13 protein-coding genes are annotated in these 15,038 nt (G+C 54.9%); 5 read left to right on the top strand and 8 right to left on the bottom strand.

Annotated features, from left to right (window positions below):
• Window positions 1-46 precede the first annotated feature (46 nt).
• Window positions 47-1,144 (top strand): D-alanine--D-alanine ligase, encoded by a 1,098-nt coding sequence (gene ddlA / locus ACWKXX_RS00390; protein WP_017383150.1) that lies wholly within the window; start codon window positions 47-49, stop codon window positions 1,142-1,144.
• 3 nt (window positions 1,145-1,147) lie between these two features.
• Here the strand turns inward: ddlA and ACWKXX_RS00385 are convergent, their stop codons facing one another.
• Window positions 1,148-1,369 (bottom strand): DUF2754 domain-containing protein, encoded by a 222-nt coding sequence (locus ACWKXX_RS00385; protein WP_015571318.1) that lies wholly within the window; start codon window positions 1,367-1,369, stop codon window positions 1,148-1,150.
• 248 nt (window positions 1,370-1,617) lie between these two features.
• Here ACWKXX_RS00385 and ACWKXX_RS00380 point away from each other — a divergent pair, with 248 nt between their 5' ends.
• Window positions 1,618-1,920 carry a DUF2755 family protein gene (locus tag ACWKXX_RS00380; RefSeq protein ID WP_003859159.1) on the top strand — a complete coding sequence of 101 codons (303 nt, stop codon included), beginning with the start codon at window positions 1,618-1,620 and terminating at the stop codon, window positions 1,918-1,920.
• Here ACWKXX_RS00380 and ACWKXX_RS00375 read toward each other — a convergent pair whose 3' ends face one another.
• Window positions 1,921-3,018, bottom strand: a complete 1,098-nt coding sequence (locus ACWKXX_RS00375) for a DUF1615 domain-containing protein (protein WP_017383149.1) — start codon at window positions 3,016-3,018, stop codon at window positions 1,921-1,923. It abuts the gene before it with no gap.
• Window positions 3,019-3,030: 12 nt separating this feature from the next.
• Window positions 3,031-4,251, bottom strand: coding sequence for a peptide antibiotic transporter SbmA (gene sbmA, locus ACWKXX_RS00370; RefSeq protein ID WP_261666415.1), 1,221 nt, complete (start codon window positions 4,249-4,251; stop codon window positions 3,031-3,033).
• Window positions 4,252-4,602: 351 nt separating this feature from the next.
• Between sbmA and ampH the strand changes: the two genes are divergently transcribed.
• Window positions 4,603-5,763: a D-alanyl-D-alanine-carboxypeptidase/endopeptidase AmpH gene (ampH, locus tag ACWKXX_RS00365; protein WP_003859164.1), complete on the top strand. Its 1,161-nt coding sequence runs from the start codon at window positions 4,603-4,605 to the stop codon at window positions 5,761-5,763.
• Window positions 5,764-5,765: 2 nt separating this feature from the next.
• On the opposite strand, the gene ACWKXX_RS00360 is transcribed toward ampH, so the two are convergent.
• Window positions 5,766-6,392: a helix-turn-helix domain-containing protein gene (locus ACWKXX_RS00360; RefSeq protein ID WP_015571320.1), complete on the bottom strand. Its 627-nt coding sequence runs from the start codon at window positions 6,390-6,392 to the stop codon at window positions 5,766-5,768.
• Window positions 6,393-6,480: 88 nt separating this feature from the next.
• On the bottom strand, window positions 6,481-9,255 hold the full coding sequence (locus ACWKXX_RS00355; protein ID WP_032652677.1) for an autotransporter outer membrane beta-barrel domain-containing protein: 2,775 nt from the start codon (window positions 9,253-9,255) through the stop codon (window positions 6,481-6,483).
• 452 nt (window positions 9,256-9,707) lie between these two features.
• On the opposite strand from ACWKXX_RS00355, the gene hemB reads away from it, so the two are divergent.
• Window positions 9,708-10,682 (top strand): porphobilinogen synthase, encoded by a 975-nt coding sequence (hemB, locus tag ACWKXX_RS00350; RefSeq protein ID WP_015571323.1) that lies wholly within the window; start codon window positions 9,708-9,710, stop codon window positions 10,680-10,682.
• A 128-nt stretch (window positions 10,683-10,810) separates the two neighbouring features.
• Window positions 10,811-12,511 (top strand): lysophospholipid acyltransferase family protein, encoded by a 1,701-nt coding sequence (locus ACWKXX_RS00345; RefSeq protein ID WP_261666416.1) that lies wholly within the window; start codon window positions 10,811-10,813, stop codon window positions 12,509-12,511.
• A 79-nt stretch (window positions 12,512-12,590) separates the two neighbouring features.
• On the opposite strand, the gene tauD is transcribed toward ACWKXX_RS00345, so the two are convergent.
• The 3 genes from tauD to tauB are packed head-to-tail and all read right to left on the bottom strand — an operon-like array spanning window position 12,591 to window position 15,030.
• Window positions 12,591-13,442, bottom strand: a complete 852-nt coding sequence (tauD, locus tag ACWKXX_RS00340) for a taurine dioxygenase (protein WP_017694443.1) — start codon at window positions 13,440-13,442, stop codon at window positions 12,591-12,593.
• Window positions 13,439-14,266 (bottom strand): taurine ABC transporter permease TauC, encoded by an 828-nt coding sequence (tauC, locus tag ACWKXX_RS00335; protein WP_017383144.1) that lies wholly within the window; start codon window positions 14,264-14,266, stop codon window positions 13,439-13,441. The genes tauD and tauC overlap by 4 nt, the downstream gene beginning before the upstream one ends.
• A complete protein-coding gene (gene tauB, locus ACWKXX_RS00330) occupies window positions 14,263-15,030 on the bottom strand; it encodes a taurine ABC transporter ATP-binding subunit (protein WP_015571326.1) in 768 nt (255 codons plus the stop codon). Before tauB ends, tauC begins: the two co-directional genes overlap by 4 nt.
• Between the last annotated feature and the right edge of the window lie 8 nt (window positions 15,031-15,038).

The raw sequence follows: 15,038 nt of genomic DNA, 5'->3' as shown, positions 1-15,038 counted from the left end.
CATCGTGGTATGTTATTGGCTTTTCGTCAGACTGGAAGAGAGTGAGATGGCAAAGCAGCGCGTAGGTATTGTCTTTGGGGGAAAATCGGCAGAGCACGAGGTGTCATTGCAATCGGCTAAAAATATCGTTGATGCGATTGATAAAAGCCGTTTTGACGTGGTGCTGCTGGGCATTGATAAACAGGGCCAGTGGCATGTTAACGATGCCAGCCAGTATCTGTTACACGCTGACGATCCGGCGCACATTGCCCTTAATCCTTCTGATGTCAGCGTCGCAACGGTTCCAGGCGTGGAACAGGGACAGCTTATCGATGCAGGGAACGCGCAGGCGCTGGCACAGATTGACGTGGTATTCCCTATCGTTCACGGCACGCTGGGCGAAGACGGCTCCCTGCAAGGCATGTTGCGGATGGCGAACCTGCCGTTTGTCGGTTCCGATGTGCTGGGCTCTGCCGCCTGCATGGATAAAGACGTCACAAAACGTCTCCTGCGCGACGCCGGTCTGAATATTGCGCCGTTCGTGACGCTCACTCGCGCCAACCGCGATAAACACAGCTTCGCGCAGATCCAGGCGCAACTCGGCCTGCCGCTGTTTGTGAAACCAGCAAATCAGGGCTCGTCCGTCGGCGTCAGCAAAGTCACCAGCGAAGCGCAGTTTAACGATGCCGTTCGTCTGGCCTTTGAATTTGACCATAAGGTGGTGGTTGAGCAGGGAATTAACGGTCGTGAAATTGAGTGCGCCGTACTGGGCAACGACTTCCCGCAGGCGAGTACCTGTGGTGAAGTGGTACTGAACAGTGACTTCTATTCCTACGACACCAAATATATTGACGACAAAGGTGCCCAGGTTGTGGTTCCCGCCGCGCTCGATCCTGACGTTAACGACAAGATCCGGGCGATCGCCGTTGAAGCCTATCAGGCGCTGGGATGCTGTGGGATGGCGCGCGTCGACGTGTTTCTGACGCCGGATAACGAGGTGGTGATTAACGAAATCAACACTCTGCCGGGCTTTACCAATATCAGCATGTACCCGAAGCTGTGGCAGGCCAGCGGGATAAGCTATCCGGAACTGATCACCCGCCTGATTGAACTGGCACTGGAGCGCCACGCCGCTGACAGCGCCCTGAAAAGTTCCGTTAACTAACGCTTAGTCAGCTTTCTCTGCCGTCGTCGTCTCATCGGGACGACGGCGGATAATAAATCCCGCCAGCCAGAAACTGATTACCCAGGTTACCAGCCCAACCGCATAGGTTTGCCAGCCTTTCGCTTCAAATCCCAGCAGCCCGACAACACCGTTGAGAATAAAGATCAGCCCGATCGCAAAGGCGTAGTAATGCCAGTCACGGCGTAATTTGGAAGTGAGCTTCATGACAACTCCGGCAGAAAAAAAACTATCCTCTCACAGTTTGATAAAGGCGTCTGTGGCGGATACGTAAATTCTGAAATGCAGCGCAGTTTCACTTATGTTATCAATTTGTGACGTGATGCAGAAATCGACAATCCAGGAGAAATCCTGAGCCGAATTTCCCACGATTCTGATATTGACAAATGCTATGACCTGTCACACTCACCCTGTACGACGCGTATTAAAACAGAGTGATATTATCGGGAGGTCTTATGGCAGACTTTACATTGTCGAAACCGATTTTTGGCGGAAAACAACCAAAAACCTCCACGGCGGGGAATATTGCCTATGCCCTGTTTGTTCTGTTTTGTTTCTGGGCAGGAACCCAACTGCTGAATATGCTGGTGCATGCCCCTGGCGTGTATGAGCATCTGATGCAGGTGCAGGATACAGGCCGCCCGCGCGTTGAAATCGGTTTAGGCGTGAGCACCGTATTTGGACTCATTCCCTTCCTCGCGGGCAGCATGGTTCTGGGCGTGATTGCCCTTGTCCTGCGCTGGCGCAACCGCCACTGATTACAGTCCCATACAGCGTGCCCGACGATCGTCAACGCGTTTCGCGAACCAGGCGGTCGTCAGGTTACGCGTGATCTTCGGGCTTTCCAGCTGAATGCCTGGCAGAATGGCTCTGGGTAAAGCCTTTCCACTTTTCTTCTCGGCCAGCGCAAAGACCTGCTTATACAGATCCGTTTTCTCAAACGCCAGGCTGTCGCCCTTCTCCAGCTGTCGGCGAATGTCGCTGTTGCTCATCTCCAGCTTCGTCGAGAGTTTTCGCACCGCACGTTCGGTGGTCCCGGCCTCACTGCTGCCGTAAGCAATGAGATCGCCGTCCAAAGCGAGCTTCACACCGCTGGCGCGGCTTACCGCATTCTGGAAGGCTGCATTTCGGCTGGCATACCAGCCCGCGTTAAAGTCGGCAAAGCGATACAGCGGTTTATCGTAGTTGGCCGGATAATTCAGCAGGTGATACGTCCCAAACCACAGCCCACCGCGCAGGGAGAAGACCTCCTGACGTACCGTACCGTCGATATCCCACGGATAGCCGTCGGTATGCTTTTCCGCAAATGCGATACTGACCTGCATCGGACCGCCGGTATGCACCGGATTCAGTGAGCCAAACAGCTTCTGCCCCATCGGCACCATATTGATGAAATCATCGAAAATGGCGCTAAGCTGTTTCTCGGTTTTCACCGTATCCAGCCGTTCACTGTAGCTTTTACCGTTTGGCGAGGTGATTTTAAGGGCGGTATGCACCAGGAAAACCGGGATATGCATCGATTCGGCCCGGCGGTCGATCTCCTTCCAGGCGATTTTGTTCAGGCCAGGCACTACAGGATCTGACTGATACATCGATTCCTGCTGCGCCACCGCGAGCACCGAGCAGATATTCTCCTCGGTAGGCGCGATCTTCTGACTTTTGAAGGTCGCGGCCAGCGCATCAGCCCACTCACTGCGATCCTTCACGCTGGCGGGCATTTTTTGCCGCACCACGCTCGCCACATCAACGGGCTTCTCCCCTTCTTTGAGCGGGGCAGCCCCTTTTTCGGCACAGCCCGCCAGCACGAAAGCGGCGAGTAACGTCAGCGGTAATGCACGTGGTACGGCAAATGGCATAGCAATTCCTTTTTAACCTAATGTATGGGTGACTTCCTGCACGTCCTTATCGTCCAGCTCACGCTCGAAACTGCGTAAACGTTTGTAGATGGACATCAGCTCCACCAGCGTAGTCCAGGAGCTGATCAGATACTGGAACGAACCGCGAACCTGACCAAAGACGTTGGTGATTTGGGTCATCAGACCGAGCGTAATCGTACCCGCAACGATGGACGGGAACAGCAGGAACAACCCGAAAACGTTATCAACCTGAAGATAAAGAATGCGCGCGATATTGAAATACATGTAATGGAAATAGAGGCGGAAATAGTTACGACGTACAGCGCCAAACAGCTCACGCACGGTAGGCGGTGACGCACGGTTGGCATCGTCTTCGCCATACACCAGTTCTTTACGGTAGGCCGCTTCCACGCGCTGGTTTTTAAACTCCAGCCCCGGCAGCTTGATCCCCACCACCGCCAGCAGCCCCGTTCCCATCAGCGACCAGACAATCGCAGCAATCACCAGGCCGTATGGCAGATGGCCGACAATCGGCAGCTCCGGAACGTGCGACGAGAGCGTCACCAGCACCGGCAGGAAGGCGATCAGCGTCATGATGGCGTTGACAAAGCTTACGCCCATATCTTCCAGAGTAGAGGCAAAACGCATGGTGTCTTCCTGCACACGCTGTGCGGCACCTTCGATATGCCGCAGGTGCTGCCAGTGCGCCATATAGTGTTCGTTCATCGCGGTACGCCAGCGGAACACATAGTGGCTGACGAAAAAGTTATTCATCACGCCGATCACCACGGCGATGAGGGCGATGCCGAGGAAGATCCCCACCTCATGGTAGAACTGGTTAATGGTCACTTTATGCGGCGAACTCAGCGCCGTCTGGATCAGATCGTAAAACGGCGCATACCAGGCGTTTACCGCTACGCCCACCTCCACCAGGAACCAGGTGACAAAGATGATTAACGACGTGCCGAGAATCGACCAGTATTGCCAGCGGTGAGGAGAATAGACAAACCAGAACATGGCAAAAAGCCCTACGCAGAGCACGTAATAAGCGTAGAAAAGTAGATAGCTCATGGACCAGAAGCGCGCTGCGCTAATGGGAATGTCGCCCGTTGCCCCCGTAAGACGGGTCAGCCACGCGCCGCCACCGGCCTGCCAGAAAATGACAGCCAGCAGTGCCCAAATAAATGCCGACAGGAAAAAGGGCCCCGGCTTTGGGAAAAAAGACTTAAACATTGTGCTTCCTTCTTGTTGTTATGGCTGTTGCTGTGTTCAACATATCGCCACACGAAACCTTGCCTGTGCCAGCCTCCCGGCTCAGGCAAAAAAGTGAGACCTGCGGGTGAATTATTAGTTCGCTTCACAGTTTTCAGGAATTGTTTCGGTGCGTTTCATTCGCAACAGCGATCGTAGCGTCTATCATACGGTCGATGTCACAAAATGGGAGCCACGCCGCAAGTAAATTGTTCAAATTTACCCACGGTTACGTTTTTCTCGCTATCGTTATGCAAATCGGGCCATTGCCCGACGCCGATTAGTAGTATAACTACCCGTAACTTTCCTTATTCACTTGATGGATGCTTTTCGTTGAAACGTTGTCTGCTCTCTATCGCCGCGCTGTGTGCGGTGAGCCTGTCCACCGCCCAGGCAGCACAGCCTCTGACGGCCCCGGTTCTGGCCTCTGACATTGCCGATCGCTACGCGAACCTTATTTATTACGGCAGCGGTGCGACGGGAATGGCGCTGGTCGTGATCGACGGTAACCAGCGGGTGTTTCGCAGCTTCGGTGAAACACGACCGGGAAATAACGTTCGTCCGCAGCTGGATTCCGTTATCCGTGTCGCATCGATAACCAAGCTGATGACCAGCGAAATGCTGGTGAAACTGCTCGATCAGGGCGTGGTGAAACTCGACGATCCGCTCAGCAAATATGCACCGCCCGGCGCTCGCGTTCCGACATATCAGGGAACGCCGATCAGACTGGTGAATCTGGCGACCCATACCAGCGCCCTGCCGCGAGAACAGCCCGGTGGCGCTGCGCATCGCCCTGTCTTTGTCTGGCCAACCCGCGAGCAACGCTGGAACTACCTGAGCACAGCAACCCTGAAATCGGCCCCGGGCTCGCAGGCCGGCTATTCTAACCTGGCGTTTGATCTGCTGGCCGACGCTTTAGCGACGGCGTCGGGTAAGCCCTACCCTCAACTGTTTGAAGAGCAGATCACGCGTCCGCTCGGGATGAAAGATACCACTTACACCCCCTCCCCGGACCAGTGCAAGCGTCTGATGGTGGCGGAAAAAGGGGCCAGCCCGTGCAATAACACGCTGGCCGCCATTGGCAGCGGTGGCGTTTACTCTACGCCTGGCGACATGATGCGCTGGATGCAACAGTTCCTCTCATCGGATTTTTACGCGCGCAGCAATCAGGCCGACCGAATGCAGACGCTCATCTACCAGCGTGCTCAGCTACGACGCGTCATTGGCATGGATGTTCCAGGTAAAGCCGATGCCCTCGGCATGGGCTGGGTGTATATGGCGCCAAAAGATGGCCGACCGGGGATTATTCAAAAAACCGGTGGAGGTGGCGGGTTCATCACCTACATGGCGATGATTCCGCAATCAAACGTAGGCGCTTTTGTGGTGGTCACCCGGTCGCCAAATACACGCTTCGTGAATATGAGTGATGGCGTAAATAATCTGGTGGCCGAGCTGAGCGCCAATAAAGCGCAGGTGCTTACGGCCTCTAACTGATCTCAATAGTCCGTGGGCAAACGGTTGATACTGATCAGTTTGCCCCGGCTCATATTGATGTAGTTCCCCTGTCGCAGCGCCGCCAGAACCTCAGCAACGACCGAACGAGAAATACGAGTGCTACGCTGAATATGATTCATAACACCAATTTTTGAACGTAGCGTGTCATCCCACTCGGCCATATTGATCAGCATCGCCCGGATTTGGCTATAGGAATTATTTCCGACCAATTGCATGTCACGTTTTCCCAATAAATGGTTAAGCCATGACAGCCAGCAGAAAGCCTCTTGCCAAAGTTGCGCGTCCTGAATAAGCTGGTACGCGTCAGATGCCGGTAAATAAAATCCGGTACAAGGCGTCTGTGCCATCAAAGAATATTCAAGATAGTTTTCATTTATCCATGCGCTTAAACCGTGGATATACGGTGCCCGCGCAATACCCATAAGTAATTCGTCTGATTTACGGTGGACGGCCGTCAGGCCGGATTGTATGACAACGGTCAATGGTTCATCATCATTATTGCCGGTAGTTATTAATTGTTGTGGTTCGATCTTAAATGGGGTACCGGCGACTTCCAGACACTTTATGAGCCGGCTTAATTCAGAAAGTGGCTTCGCATTAACGTTCATGCATACCTCAAGTCATCTGTATATGTCGGTTCTTTATAATTTTTAAAACACATAAAAAAGCGGGGGAAAAATCCCCCGCGCTTTTCTCTTACCAGGTATATTTCACACCCAGGTTTGCTCCCCAGTTCTGGTCAACGTCGCCGCCGCCCAGATAAGTCGCATCAGTGTAAGCACTGAAGTTTTTCGTGAAGCTGAACTGAGTGCCCAGTCCCACGCGAACCGCAGAGCCTTCCACGCCGTTATCAATGCTGTCATTGTTGATATCAGCATTGTTGTCGGCATCGTCATACACGTAAGCCAGTTTGAAGTAAGGCGTTAATGCCTGCTCGCCGCCGTAGTTGAAGGTATAACCTGCATCCACGCCGAGTTCATAACGCATACTGTCGTAAGACTGACCATCGATACGCATGTCGTTGCTTAGCTGGTAGTCATCACCGGACTGGAACAGGCCAGAGATCGCCGCGTAAGGCGTGACGTAGCCAGACAGGTTTGGTTTCCAGTCATAGCCCAGTTTCATCCCGAAACCAACGGCGTCAGTCGTGGTATTACCGTCAACATACTGACCGTTGCTCATGGTAGCAGAGAGGTCGTTGTTGAAGCGGGTGTAGCTCAGGGAGCTGTCGAGGAAGATGTCGTTCATGAACTTCGCCGACGCGTAGATCATCGCAGTCTGGCTGTCCTGATCGACCTGACCAGTACGATCGCTGATATCACCCTTCGCGAAACCAGCCGCACCACCGACAATCCACTTCGCGTTATTACCGTCGATCTGAGTATCCAGACCTACCATAATGCCGCTTACGTCCTGATCGTAGCTAACGGTGCCATTATCCGCGTCAAAGTTGCCGCCGAAATAGCTCACCCATGCGCCGCCGTTATCTGCCAGGCCATGACGGCTGTTGGTCAGACGGGTACCCACGGTATCCTGTTGCAGATTCCAGATGTTGGTATTAGCAGAAGGAATGCTCAGCGCCATGTTGGCGTAGTCAGTCAGCTCTTCCTGCTGGAGAACAACGGTGTCGCCCTTCTGCTGCGCCTGATAGGTATAAGCACCTAAATCGGCTTTGTTTGCGGCAGTAAAGCTGGCTGCGGTATCCGCGTTATTGTCATAGACGCGAACGATCTCTTTGTTTTCGTAGTCAGCTACGGAGCCTGCGCCGGTCGCATCGTCGATGCGCACTTTATAGTTACCGGCAACGTCACCGTTCACCGCCAGATGGCCGTCAGAGTTCAGCGCGACAACACCATAGTCGTAGTCCGCTTTAGAGCGATCGTTGGTGATATAGCGTGCGTTGTTCAGGTCGCTGTTCAGCACATAATCACGGCTGGCAACGTTAAGCACACCGCCATCGGTCAGCACCATATTGTGCGTATCAACCTGACCCAGACCCAGAGCCAGCTCTGCACCGTTGTCCACGGTAATGGTGTTGGCATACAGCTCAGCTGTCTCTTCAGTGAGTGCAGCACGGCTGTAGCTATCCAGATACAGGCTGTCGGTAGCCACACCACCGCTGTCGCCAATATTCAGGCTAGACGCATTGGTCAGGGTGATGGAATCTGCCAGCAGGCCGGAGTTTTCAACATTGACCTGAGACTGGTTGTTCACCGTCAGCGCGTCGATGTTGGAGATCTTACGGGTATCCCACTCGGAACCGTTATCCAGCGCCACGTTGAACAGGCCGCTCTGATAAACTTCTTCACCTGCAACATGACCGTTGCTGTCAAAGGTAGAATCAGGCCAGATGCTGTTTGGAGAAAGCGTGTGCCAGTCTACATCGCTGTAGCCTTCACCATACATCTGCGCCGTGCCGATGGCTTCAACGCTGGACTGCGCGGCGCCAACCCATTTACTGCCGTTGGTCAGCGTGACATCCAGCTTGTCGGTATCATCCCAGCCGTTGGTAGTTGGGTTATAGACGCCGTCATCGGTGGTATCCGTTGCCGGATCGCCATTCTCGTAGAAGTTGTTATCAAAGGTGCTGGCGAAAAGGATGTCGCCGGTAATGGTAGAGTGATCGAAGGTAGCGGTGGTCTGCATAGCGTTATCAGACGCGCCAGCAACAACGATCAGCGCCGCATCATCCGCAGCCGTGGCGTTGGTTTCACCGTAGTCGCTCGGCTTCGCCGTTTGACCGTAGAAGCCACTGGTACCCAGATCGCTGTACGCACCAGAGGTCAGCACAGAATCTTTCACCACCAGCGTATCGGTAAAGATATTGCTGCTGTTAGCAACGCCTTCAACACCGTCGTATGGCGTGTTATCCAGCTCCTGATAACCCTGCGTCAGCGTGATGCCCGCGATATGGGAGTTGTTCTGAATAACGATGTCAGATTCAACGTCCAGCGTGATCGCGTTACCCAGACCATAGGTGTCCAGATAATGCGTTTCAGTGGTTTCACCATTGACGACATCGTAGGCGTAATGCTCGTAGGTATCGTTGATGGTGGAGTTATCAACAGTCAGGCTAAAACGATCATACTGGGTATGAGTGGTACCGTCAGTATCCACGCCATCTGCACACGTCGTGGTCATACACTCTGACGTGATCATGCCGTTAATGGTGCTGTTAGAAATACTCAACGCGTTCGCACGGCCATTGACACCATCATCCAGATAGTATGTCGAAATAACTCCGTTTACGGTTGATTTATTGATGACTGGATAAATGTCACCATCATGTGTGGCATCTGAATAATCCCAGTCAGCATAACCATAATACCAGGGCGTGGACGCGGTATTGTCATAGCCAAAAGTATTATATGTTGTGCCGGATATATCTTTCGCATTGGCCTGAGAAGCGATAGCCAGTGTGCAGGCTAATGCAAGTTGTGATACAACCAGTTTCTTTTTCCATGTTTGCATTGGGTCATCCCTCCTCAGGGACGTAAGCAAGTTTGTCCATCAAATCATTTAGCAACATTAAATTGCGGAAGGAATTATGCAGTTTCACTTCGAAAAGGTTCAATGAATGATTCCATTAAGTCCGTATTCAGACAAATAAGCTTGTAAACCCAGGGCAATATCAATCATTATGAATAAATATTATAAATTCAACTGATTGCAAACCACTTTAGTTGCTTTGGCACATATAATAAAAAGCAATAAATCATTAATATTTATAATCCCGAACCAATATAGAAACCTCACCAATATTACATATCACACTGAACACCAGAATAAGCTTTATAATATAGACAAAATACATACAGCGAATATTAGTCGATTTCAAAAATCTAAAAGACAACTTTAGTAAAACACCGCTCCCTGCTTTCAGGTACACTATACCTCTTTGTTCCACAAACATCAGGCATACCATGACCGATTTAATTGCACGTCCCCGTCGCCTGCGCAAGTCTCCCGCACTGCGCGCCATGTTTGAAGAGACAACACTGACCTTAAACGATCTGGTGTTGCCGATTTTTGTTGAAGAAGAGATCGATGACTACAAAGCCATCGACGCGATGCCGGGCGTGATGCGCATTCCTGAAAAGCATCTGGCCCGCGAGATCGAACGCATTGCGAATGCGGGCATCCGCTCGGTGATGACGTTCGGTATCTCCCACCACACTGACGCGACCGGCAGCGATGCCTGGAAAGAAGACGGCCTCGTCGCCCGCATGTCGCGCATCTGCAAAGAGAGTGTGCCGGAGATGATCGTCATGTCCGATACCTGCTTCTGCGAATACACCTCTCATGGCCACTGTGGTGTGCTGTGCGATCACGGCGTGGACAACGATGCGACCCTGCTGAATCTGGGCAAGCAGGCGGTAGTTGCCGCCGCTGCGGGTGCGGATTTCATTGCGCCTTCTGCGGCAATGGATGGGCAGGTACAGGCGATCCGTCAGGCGCTGGACGCTGCGGGCTTCACCGACACCGCCATCATGTCCTATTCCACCAAATTTGCCTCCTCTTTCTACGGCCCGTTCCGTGAAGCAGCCGGCACGGCGCTGAAAGGCGATCGTAAAACCTATCAGATGAACCCGCTGAACCGCCGCGAAGCGATTCGTGAGTCTCTGCTGGATGAAGCCCAGGGCGCTGACTGCCTGATGGTGAAACCGGCTGGCGCATACCTGGATATCCTGCGCGACATTCGCGAACGCACCGAACTGCCGCTGGGCGCCTACCAGGTGAGCGGCGAGTACGCGATGATCAAATTCGCCGCGCAGGCGGGTGCCATCGACGAAGAGAAAGTGATCCTCGAAAGCCTGGGGGCGATCAAACGCGCGGGCGCGGATCTGATCTTCAGCTATTTCGCGCTGGATCTGGCTGAGAAGAAAATTCTGCGTTAATCCGCTTTAGCGCCGGGTAACGGCTTCGCCTTACCCGGCCTGCTCTCTGCGCTAATCTTCACCAAACTGCAATACAAACGACATCTCCTCCTTCTACTGTCTGGGCAAGACGGCAGGAGGAGTGATCAATGTTTAGTCTCGACAGCGTTCTTGATGACCTTTGGCCTCAGGCGAGGCCCGCACCCTGGCAAAAAAGTCTGTTAAAAAGACTGCTTCACGAAGACGAATTTCAGCAGTTTGCCGCCAGCCACCGTCACCTGAAAGGGCTGGATATGGTGGAGCAGGTACTGGAACACCTTGATATTCACTGCTCCGTTTCCGCCCGCGACCTCGAACAAATCCCCGAACACGGCCCACTCATTGTGATAGCGAACCACCCCACCGGCACCCTGGATGGGCTGGCGCTGCTGTATGCCGTTTCCCGCGTGCGCCGCGACGTGAGGGTTGTTACCAACAGGATGCTGTCCCACCTTGAGCCCCTCAGTTCATTATTTATTCCCGTAGATAATATGGGCGGCAGAACCGCAAAATCCTCGCTGATACAGATGGAGCAGCACCTGCAAAACGCCGGCGTGCTGATCTTCTTTCCGGCGGGCGAAGTTTCCCGCCCAACGCGCAAAGGCATCCGCGATAAAAAATGGCATCCGGGCTTTATCAAGCTGGCCGGCAAACTACGGGTGCCGCTACTCCCGGTACATATCCAGGCGCACAACAGCCTGCTGTTTTATGCCAGTACCCTGGTCTCGCCAACGGTATCCATGCTGCTGCTGATGCAACAGATGTTTCGCCGCCGTCACAGTCAGTTGCCGATCAAAATCGGCCAGCAGATTGCCTGGAATGACCGGTTTAGTTCTATCCTTTCATCGCGTGAGATGGCCGAGCAGTGTCGTCAGCACGTGATACGTCTTGGCAAGGGATTGCCTGGCGTCTTTAAAACCCAGTGCGCCATTGCCCGCCCGGAAGACAGGGCGACGCTCAAGCGCGAACTGGCGCAGGCCGAGTGTCTGGGCAAAACGAGCGATGGTAAGGCCATCTATCTTTGGCAGCGCAACGGGCAGGAAGAGGCGCCTCTGCTGCGCGAGCTGGGGCGGCTGCGCGAGATTGCCTTTCGTGCCGTGGAGGAAGGCAGCGGGAAGCGCCGGGATACCGACAGCTACGATGATGACTATCTGCACCTTATTCTGTGGGATGACGATGACCTGGAGATTGTCGGCGCGTACCGCTTTATGCCAACGGCCATGCAGGTGGAAAAGCGCGGCGTCGAGGGGTTGTACAGCTACAGCCTGTTCCACTACGACGAAAAAATGCAGGACATACTGGAGCACGGTATTGAGCTGGGGCGCAGCTTTATACAGCCGCGCTACTGGGGGCGTCGCGGTCTGGACTATCTGTGGTCAGGCATTGGCGCCTATCTGGCACGCTATCCCCATTACCGTTACCTGTTTGGTCCGGTGTCCATCTCCGGCGGCTTACCGCCAGCCGCACGGGATCTGCTGGTGGCGTTTTATCGTCTCTGGTTTCCGGCCAGCCATCCCCTAGCCGCCTCGCGTCAACCCTACCCGGCCTCACTTCCGGACGTGCTGGCACAGTTTGGCGGAGTGGATTACGTGGATGACCTGACAAAGCTGAAATCCCTGCTCGGCAACCTGGGTTGCGGCATCCCGCCGCTCTACAAACAGTATTCCGAGCTATGCGAACCCGGCGGCGTGCAGTTTATCGATTTCGGCAGCGATCCGGCGTTCAATAACTGTATCGACGGGCTGGTGCTGGTGGATCTGTGTTATCTGAAGGCAAACCGCTATCAGCGGTATATAGAAGCACACCTTTAGCTCCGTTGCCCGGTGGCGCTGCGCTTACCGGGCCTACAATTAAACGTAGGCCGGGTAAGGCAACGCCGCCACCCGGCAATCAAGGCGCACGGTAAAACGGCTTATCCCCCAGGATAGTCGCCCGCTGCATAATCCTTCGCTGCGGCAGGTAATCCGCATTGGCGTAATGCTGCGTGACGCGGTTATCCCAGATCGCCAGATCGTTCTCCTGCCAGCGCCAGCGCACCTGGAACTCCGGTTTGGTGATGTGCGCGAACAGGAAGCCGAGCAGCGCCTCACTCTCTTTTTCCGCTACGTCCACGATGCGCGTGGTAAACCCTTCATTCACAAACAGCGCCTGCTTTCCGGTCACCGGATGGGTACGCACCACCGGGTGCAGCAGCGGGGGATGTTTTGCGACCGCATCCAGCCAGCGCTGGTGCTCCTCTTCGCTTTTGCGGTACTTGTACTCCGGGAACGATTTTTTGAAGTCATGCTCCGCCCGAAGGCCGCTCAGCAGGGTCTGGAGCGGCGCGGAGAGCGCCTCAAACGCGGCAATCCCGCTGGCCCATAGCGTATCCCCACCCGTTTCCGGCAGCTGTTTTGCTGCCAGAATCGCCCCGGCTGGCGGTGTGTCGATAAAGGTAACGTCCGTGTGCCAGTTGTCATTATCGGGCGGGTTATCGTTATGGGTGTCCAGCACGATAATTTCCTCCACCCCTTCCGCATGCGGGTAGACCGGGTGGATATGCAGGTCGCCAAAACGTAGGGCCAGCGCGCGCTGCTGCTGCGGGGTAATGGCCTGTTCACGCAGGAAAACCACCTGATGACGCAGCACCGCGTGGTACAGCTGCTCAAACTGGTTATCGCTCAGCGGACGTGTTACGTCCAGGCCCGACACCTGCGCGCCAATATATGGCCCCAGCGGGGTAATGGTCAGTCGTTCACTCATTGTATTTCTCCATGCCAGGGCGTCAGGCGACGCTGTAGCGCGCGCAGTCCCAGTTCTAATCCAAAGGCAATCGCGGCGATCACCGCGATCCCTGCCAGTACCACGTCAGTCGCCAGGAACTCTCCCGCCGACTGCACCATAAACCCAAGGCCGCGCGTGGCGGCTATCAGCTCTGCCGCCACCAGCGTAGACCAGCCCACCCCAAGGCCGATGCGCAGCCCGGTCAGTATCTCCGGCAGCGCGCCTGGTAAAATGACGAACAGCAGTATCTGCGCGCGGCTGGCGCCGAGCGACTGCGCCGCACGTATGCGTACCTGCTGCGCACTTTTTACGCCAGCCAGGGCCGACATGGCTACCGGCGCAAATATCGCCAGGTATATCAGTAAGATCTTTGACGTCTCGCCGATGCCAAACCAGATCACCATCAGGGGCAGGTAAGCCAGCGGCGGGACGGGACGGTAAAGCTCTATCAGCGGGTCGAGAATGCCGCGTACCGTCGGGCTCAGTCCCATCGCGATCCCCACCGGAACGCCAATAATGACCGCCGCCAGCAGCGCCACCAGAATACGCATCAGACTGGCGCCTAAATGCTGCCAGAGCGTGGCATCCATAAAGCCCTGCGGCCCGGCGATAGTAATCAGTTTTTCCAGAACCTGGCCTGGCGGGGGCAGAAACAGCGGGCTGACCCACTGCTGCGCGGCAACCGCCCACCATACCGCCAGCAGCACCACCAGCGTGCTGAGGCTTAAGGTGAGCTGGCGAGAGAACGGCCAGCGTAAGGCAAGGCGCGTCCGCCGCGTTTTTTCACTGAAAACAATGCTCATGAGAACGCCTCCCGTTGCTCAAACACGCGGCTTAAGACGTATTCACGCTGTTCAATAAACAGCGGATCGGATTTGATGCTGCGTACCGGCTCTCCCGCCACATAGCGGCGGGCAAACTCAAGCGGCAGGCGCTCCAGCACGCGTCCCGGCCCCGGTGAGAGCAGCACCAGCTCCGTCGCCATAAACACGGCCTCTTCGATATCGTGGGTGATTAACAGCACCTGCTTGCCGGTTTCGTGCCACAGGCGCAGCAGCAGGGTTTGCATCTGCTCGCGGGTGAAGGCATCCAGCGCCCCGAAAGGTTCGTCCAGCAACAGCAGCTGTGGGTTAGCCGCCAGCGCACGGGCGATCCCGACGCGCTGACGCTGCCCGCCTGAAAGCTGCCAGATAAAGCGTTTTTCAGCCCCCTCCAGCCCGACCTTTTTCAGCATATCGCGCGCCGTATTCAGGCGCTGTTCACGCGCTACACCTGCCAGTTGCAGACCAAACGCAACGTTTTCCTGAACGTTTCGCCACGGGAGTAATCCTTCATTCTGAAAGACCACGCCGCGCTCTGCGCCCGGCCCCGTTACCCGTTTTCCTTCCAGCTGGATCGTGCCGTGCTGATACGGTACAAACCCGGCGATCAGGTTCAGCAGCGTCGTTTTCCCGCAGCCGGACGGCCCCAGCACCACCAGCAGTTCACCGCTGTCCAGCGTCAGGTTGATCTCTTCCAGGGCGGGTTTGCCGCCGTAATCGGCAGACAGGTTTGTAATGTTCAGCATTGCAGCCC

The sequence above is a fragment of the Enterobacter sp. UPMP2061 genome (assembly GCF_053709615.1).
Note: the sequence above shows the minus strand (reverse complement) of the source record. Positions and strands in the feature narration are given on the sequence as shown.

Bases quoted from the DNA above. Each gene is read 5' to 3' on its own strand.
- ACWKXX_RS00375 (WP_017383149.1), bottom strand. From the start codon at position 3,018: ATGCCATTTGCCGTACCACGTGCATTACCGCTGACGTTACTCGCCGCT.
- sbmA (WP_261666415.1), bottom strand. From the start codon at position 4,251: ATGTTTAAGTCTTTTTTCCCAAAGCCGGGGCCCTTTTTCCTGTCGGCA.
- ddlA (WP_017383150.1), top strand. From the start codon at position 47: ATGGCAAAGCAGCGCGTAGGTATTGTCTTTGGGGGAAAATCGGCAGAG.
- hemB (WP_015571323.1), top strand. From the start codon at position 9,708: ATGACCGATTTAATTGCACGTCCCCGTCGCCTGCGCAAGTCTCCCGCA.
- ACWKXX_RS00355 (WP_032652677.1), bottom strand. From the start codon at position 9,255: ATGCAAACATGGAAAAAGAAACTGGTTGTATCACAACTTGCATTAGCC.
- tauD (WP_017694443.1), bottom strand. From the start codon at position 13,442: ATGAGTGAACGACTGACCATTACCCCGCTGGGGCCATATATTGGCGCG.
- ACWKXX_RS00345 (WP_261666416.1), top strand. From the start codon at position 10,811: ATGTTTAGTCTCGACAGCGTTCTTGATGACCTTTGGCCTCAGGCGAGG.
- tauC (WP_017383144.1), bottom strand. From the start codon at position 14,266: ATGAGCATTGTTTTCAGTGAAAAAACGCGGCGGACGCGCCTTGCCTTA.
- ACWKXX_RS00385 (WP_015571318.1), bottom strand. From the start codon at position 1,369: ATGAAGCTCACTTCCAAATTACGCCGTGACTGGCATTACTACGCCTTT.
- ACWKXX_RS00360 (WP_015571320.1), bottom strand. From the start codon at position 6,392: ATGAACGTTAATGCGAAGCCACTTTCTGAATTAAGCCGGCTCATAAAG.
- ACWKXX_RS00380 (WP_003859159.1), top strand. From the start codon at position 1,618: ATGGCAGACTTTACATTGTCGAAACCGATTTTTGGCGGAAAACAACCA.
- tauB (WP_015571326.1), bottom strand. From the start codon at position 15,030: ATGCTGAACATTACAAACCTGTCTGCCGATTACGGCGGCAAACCCGCC.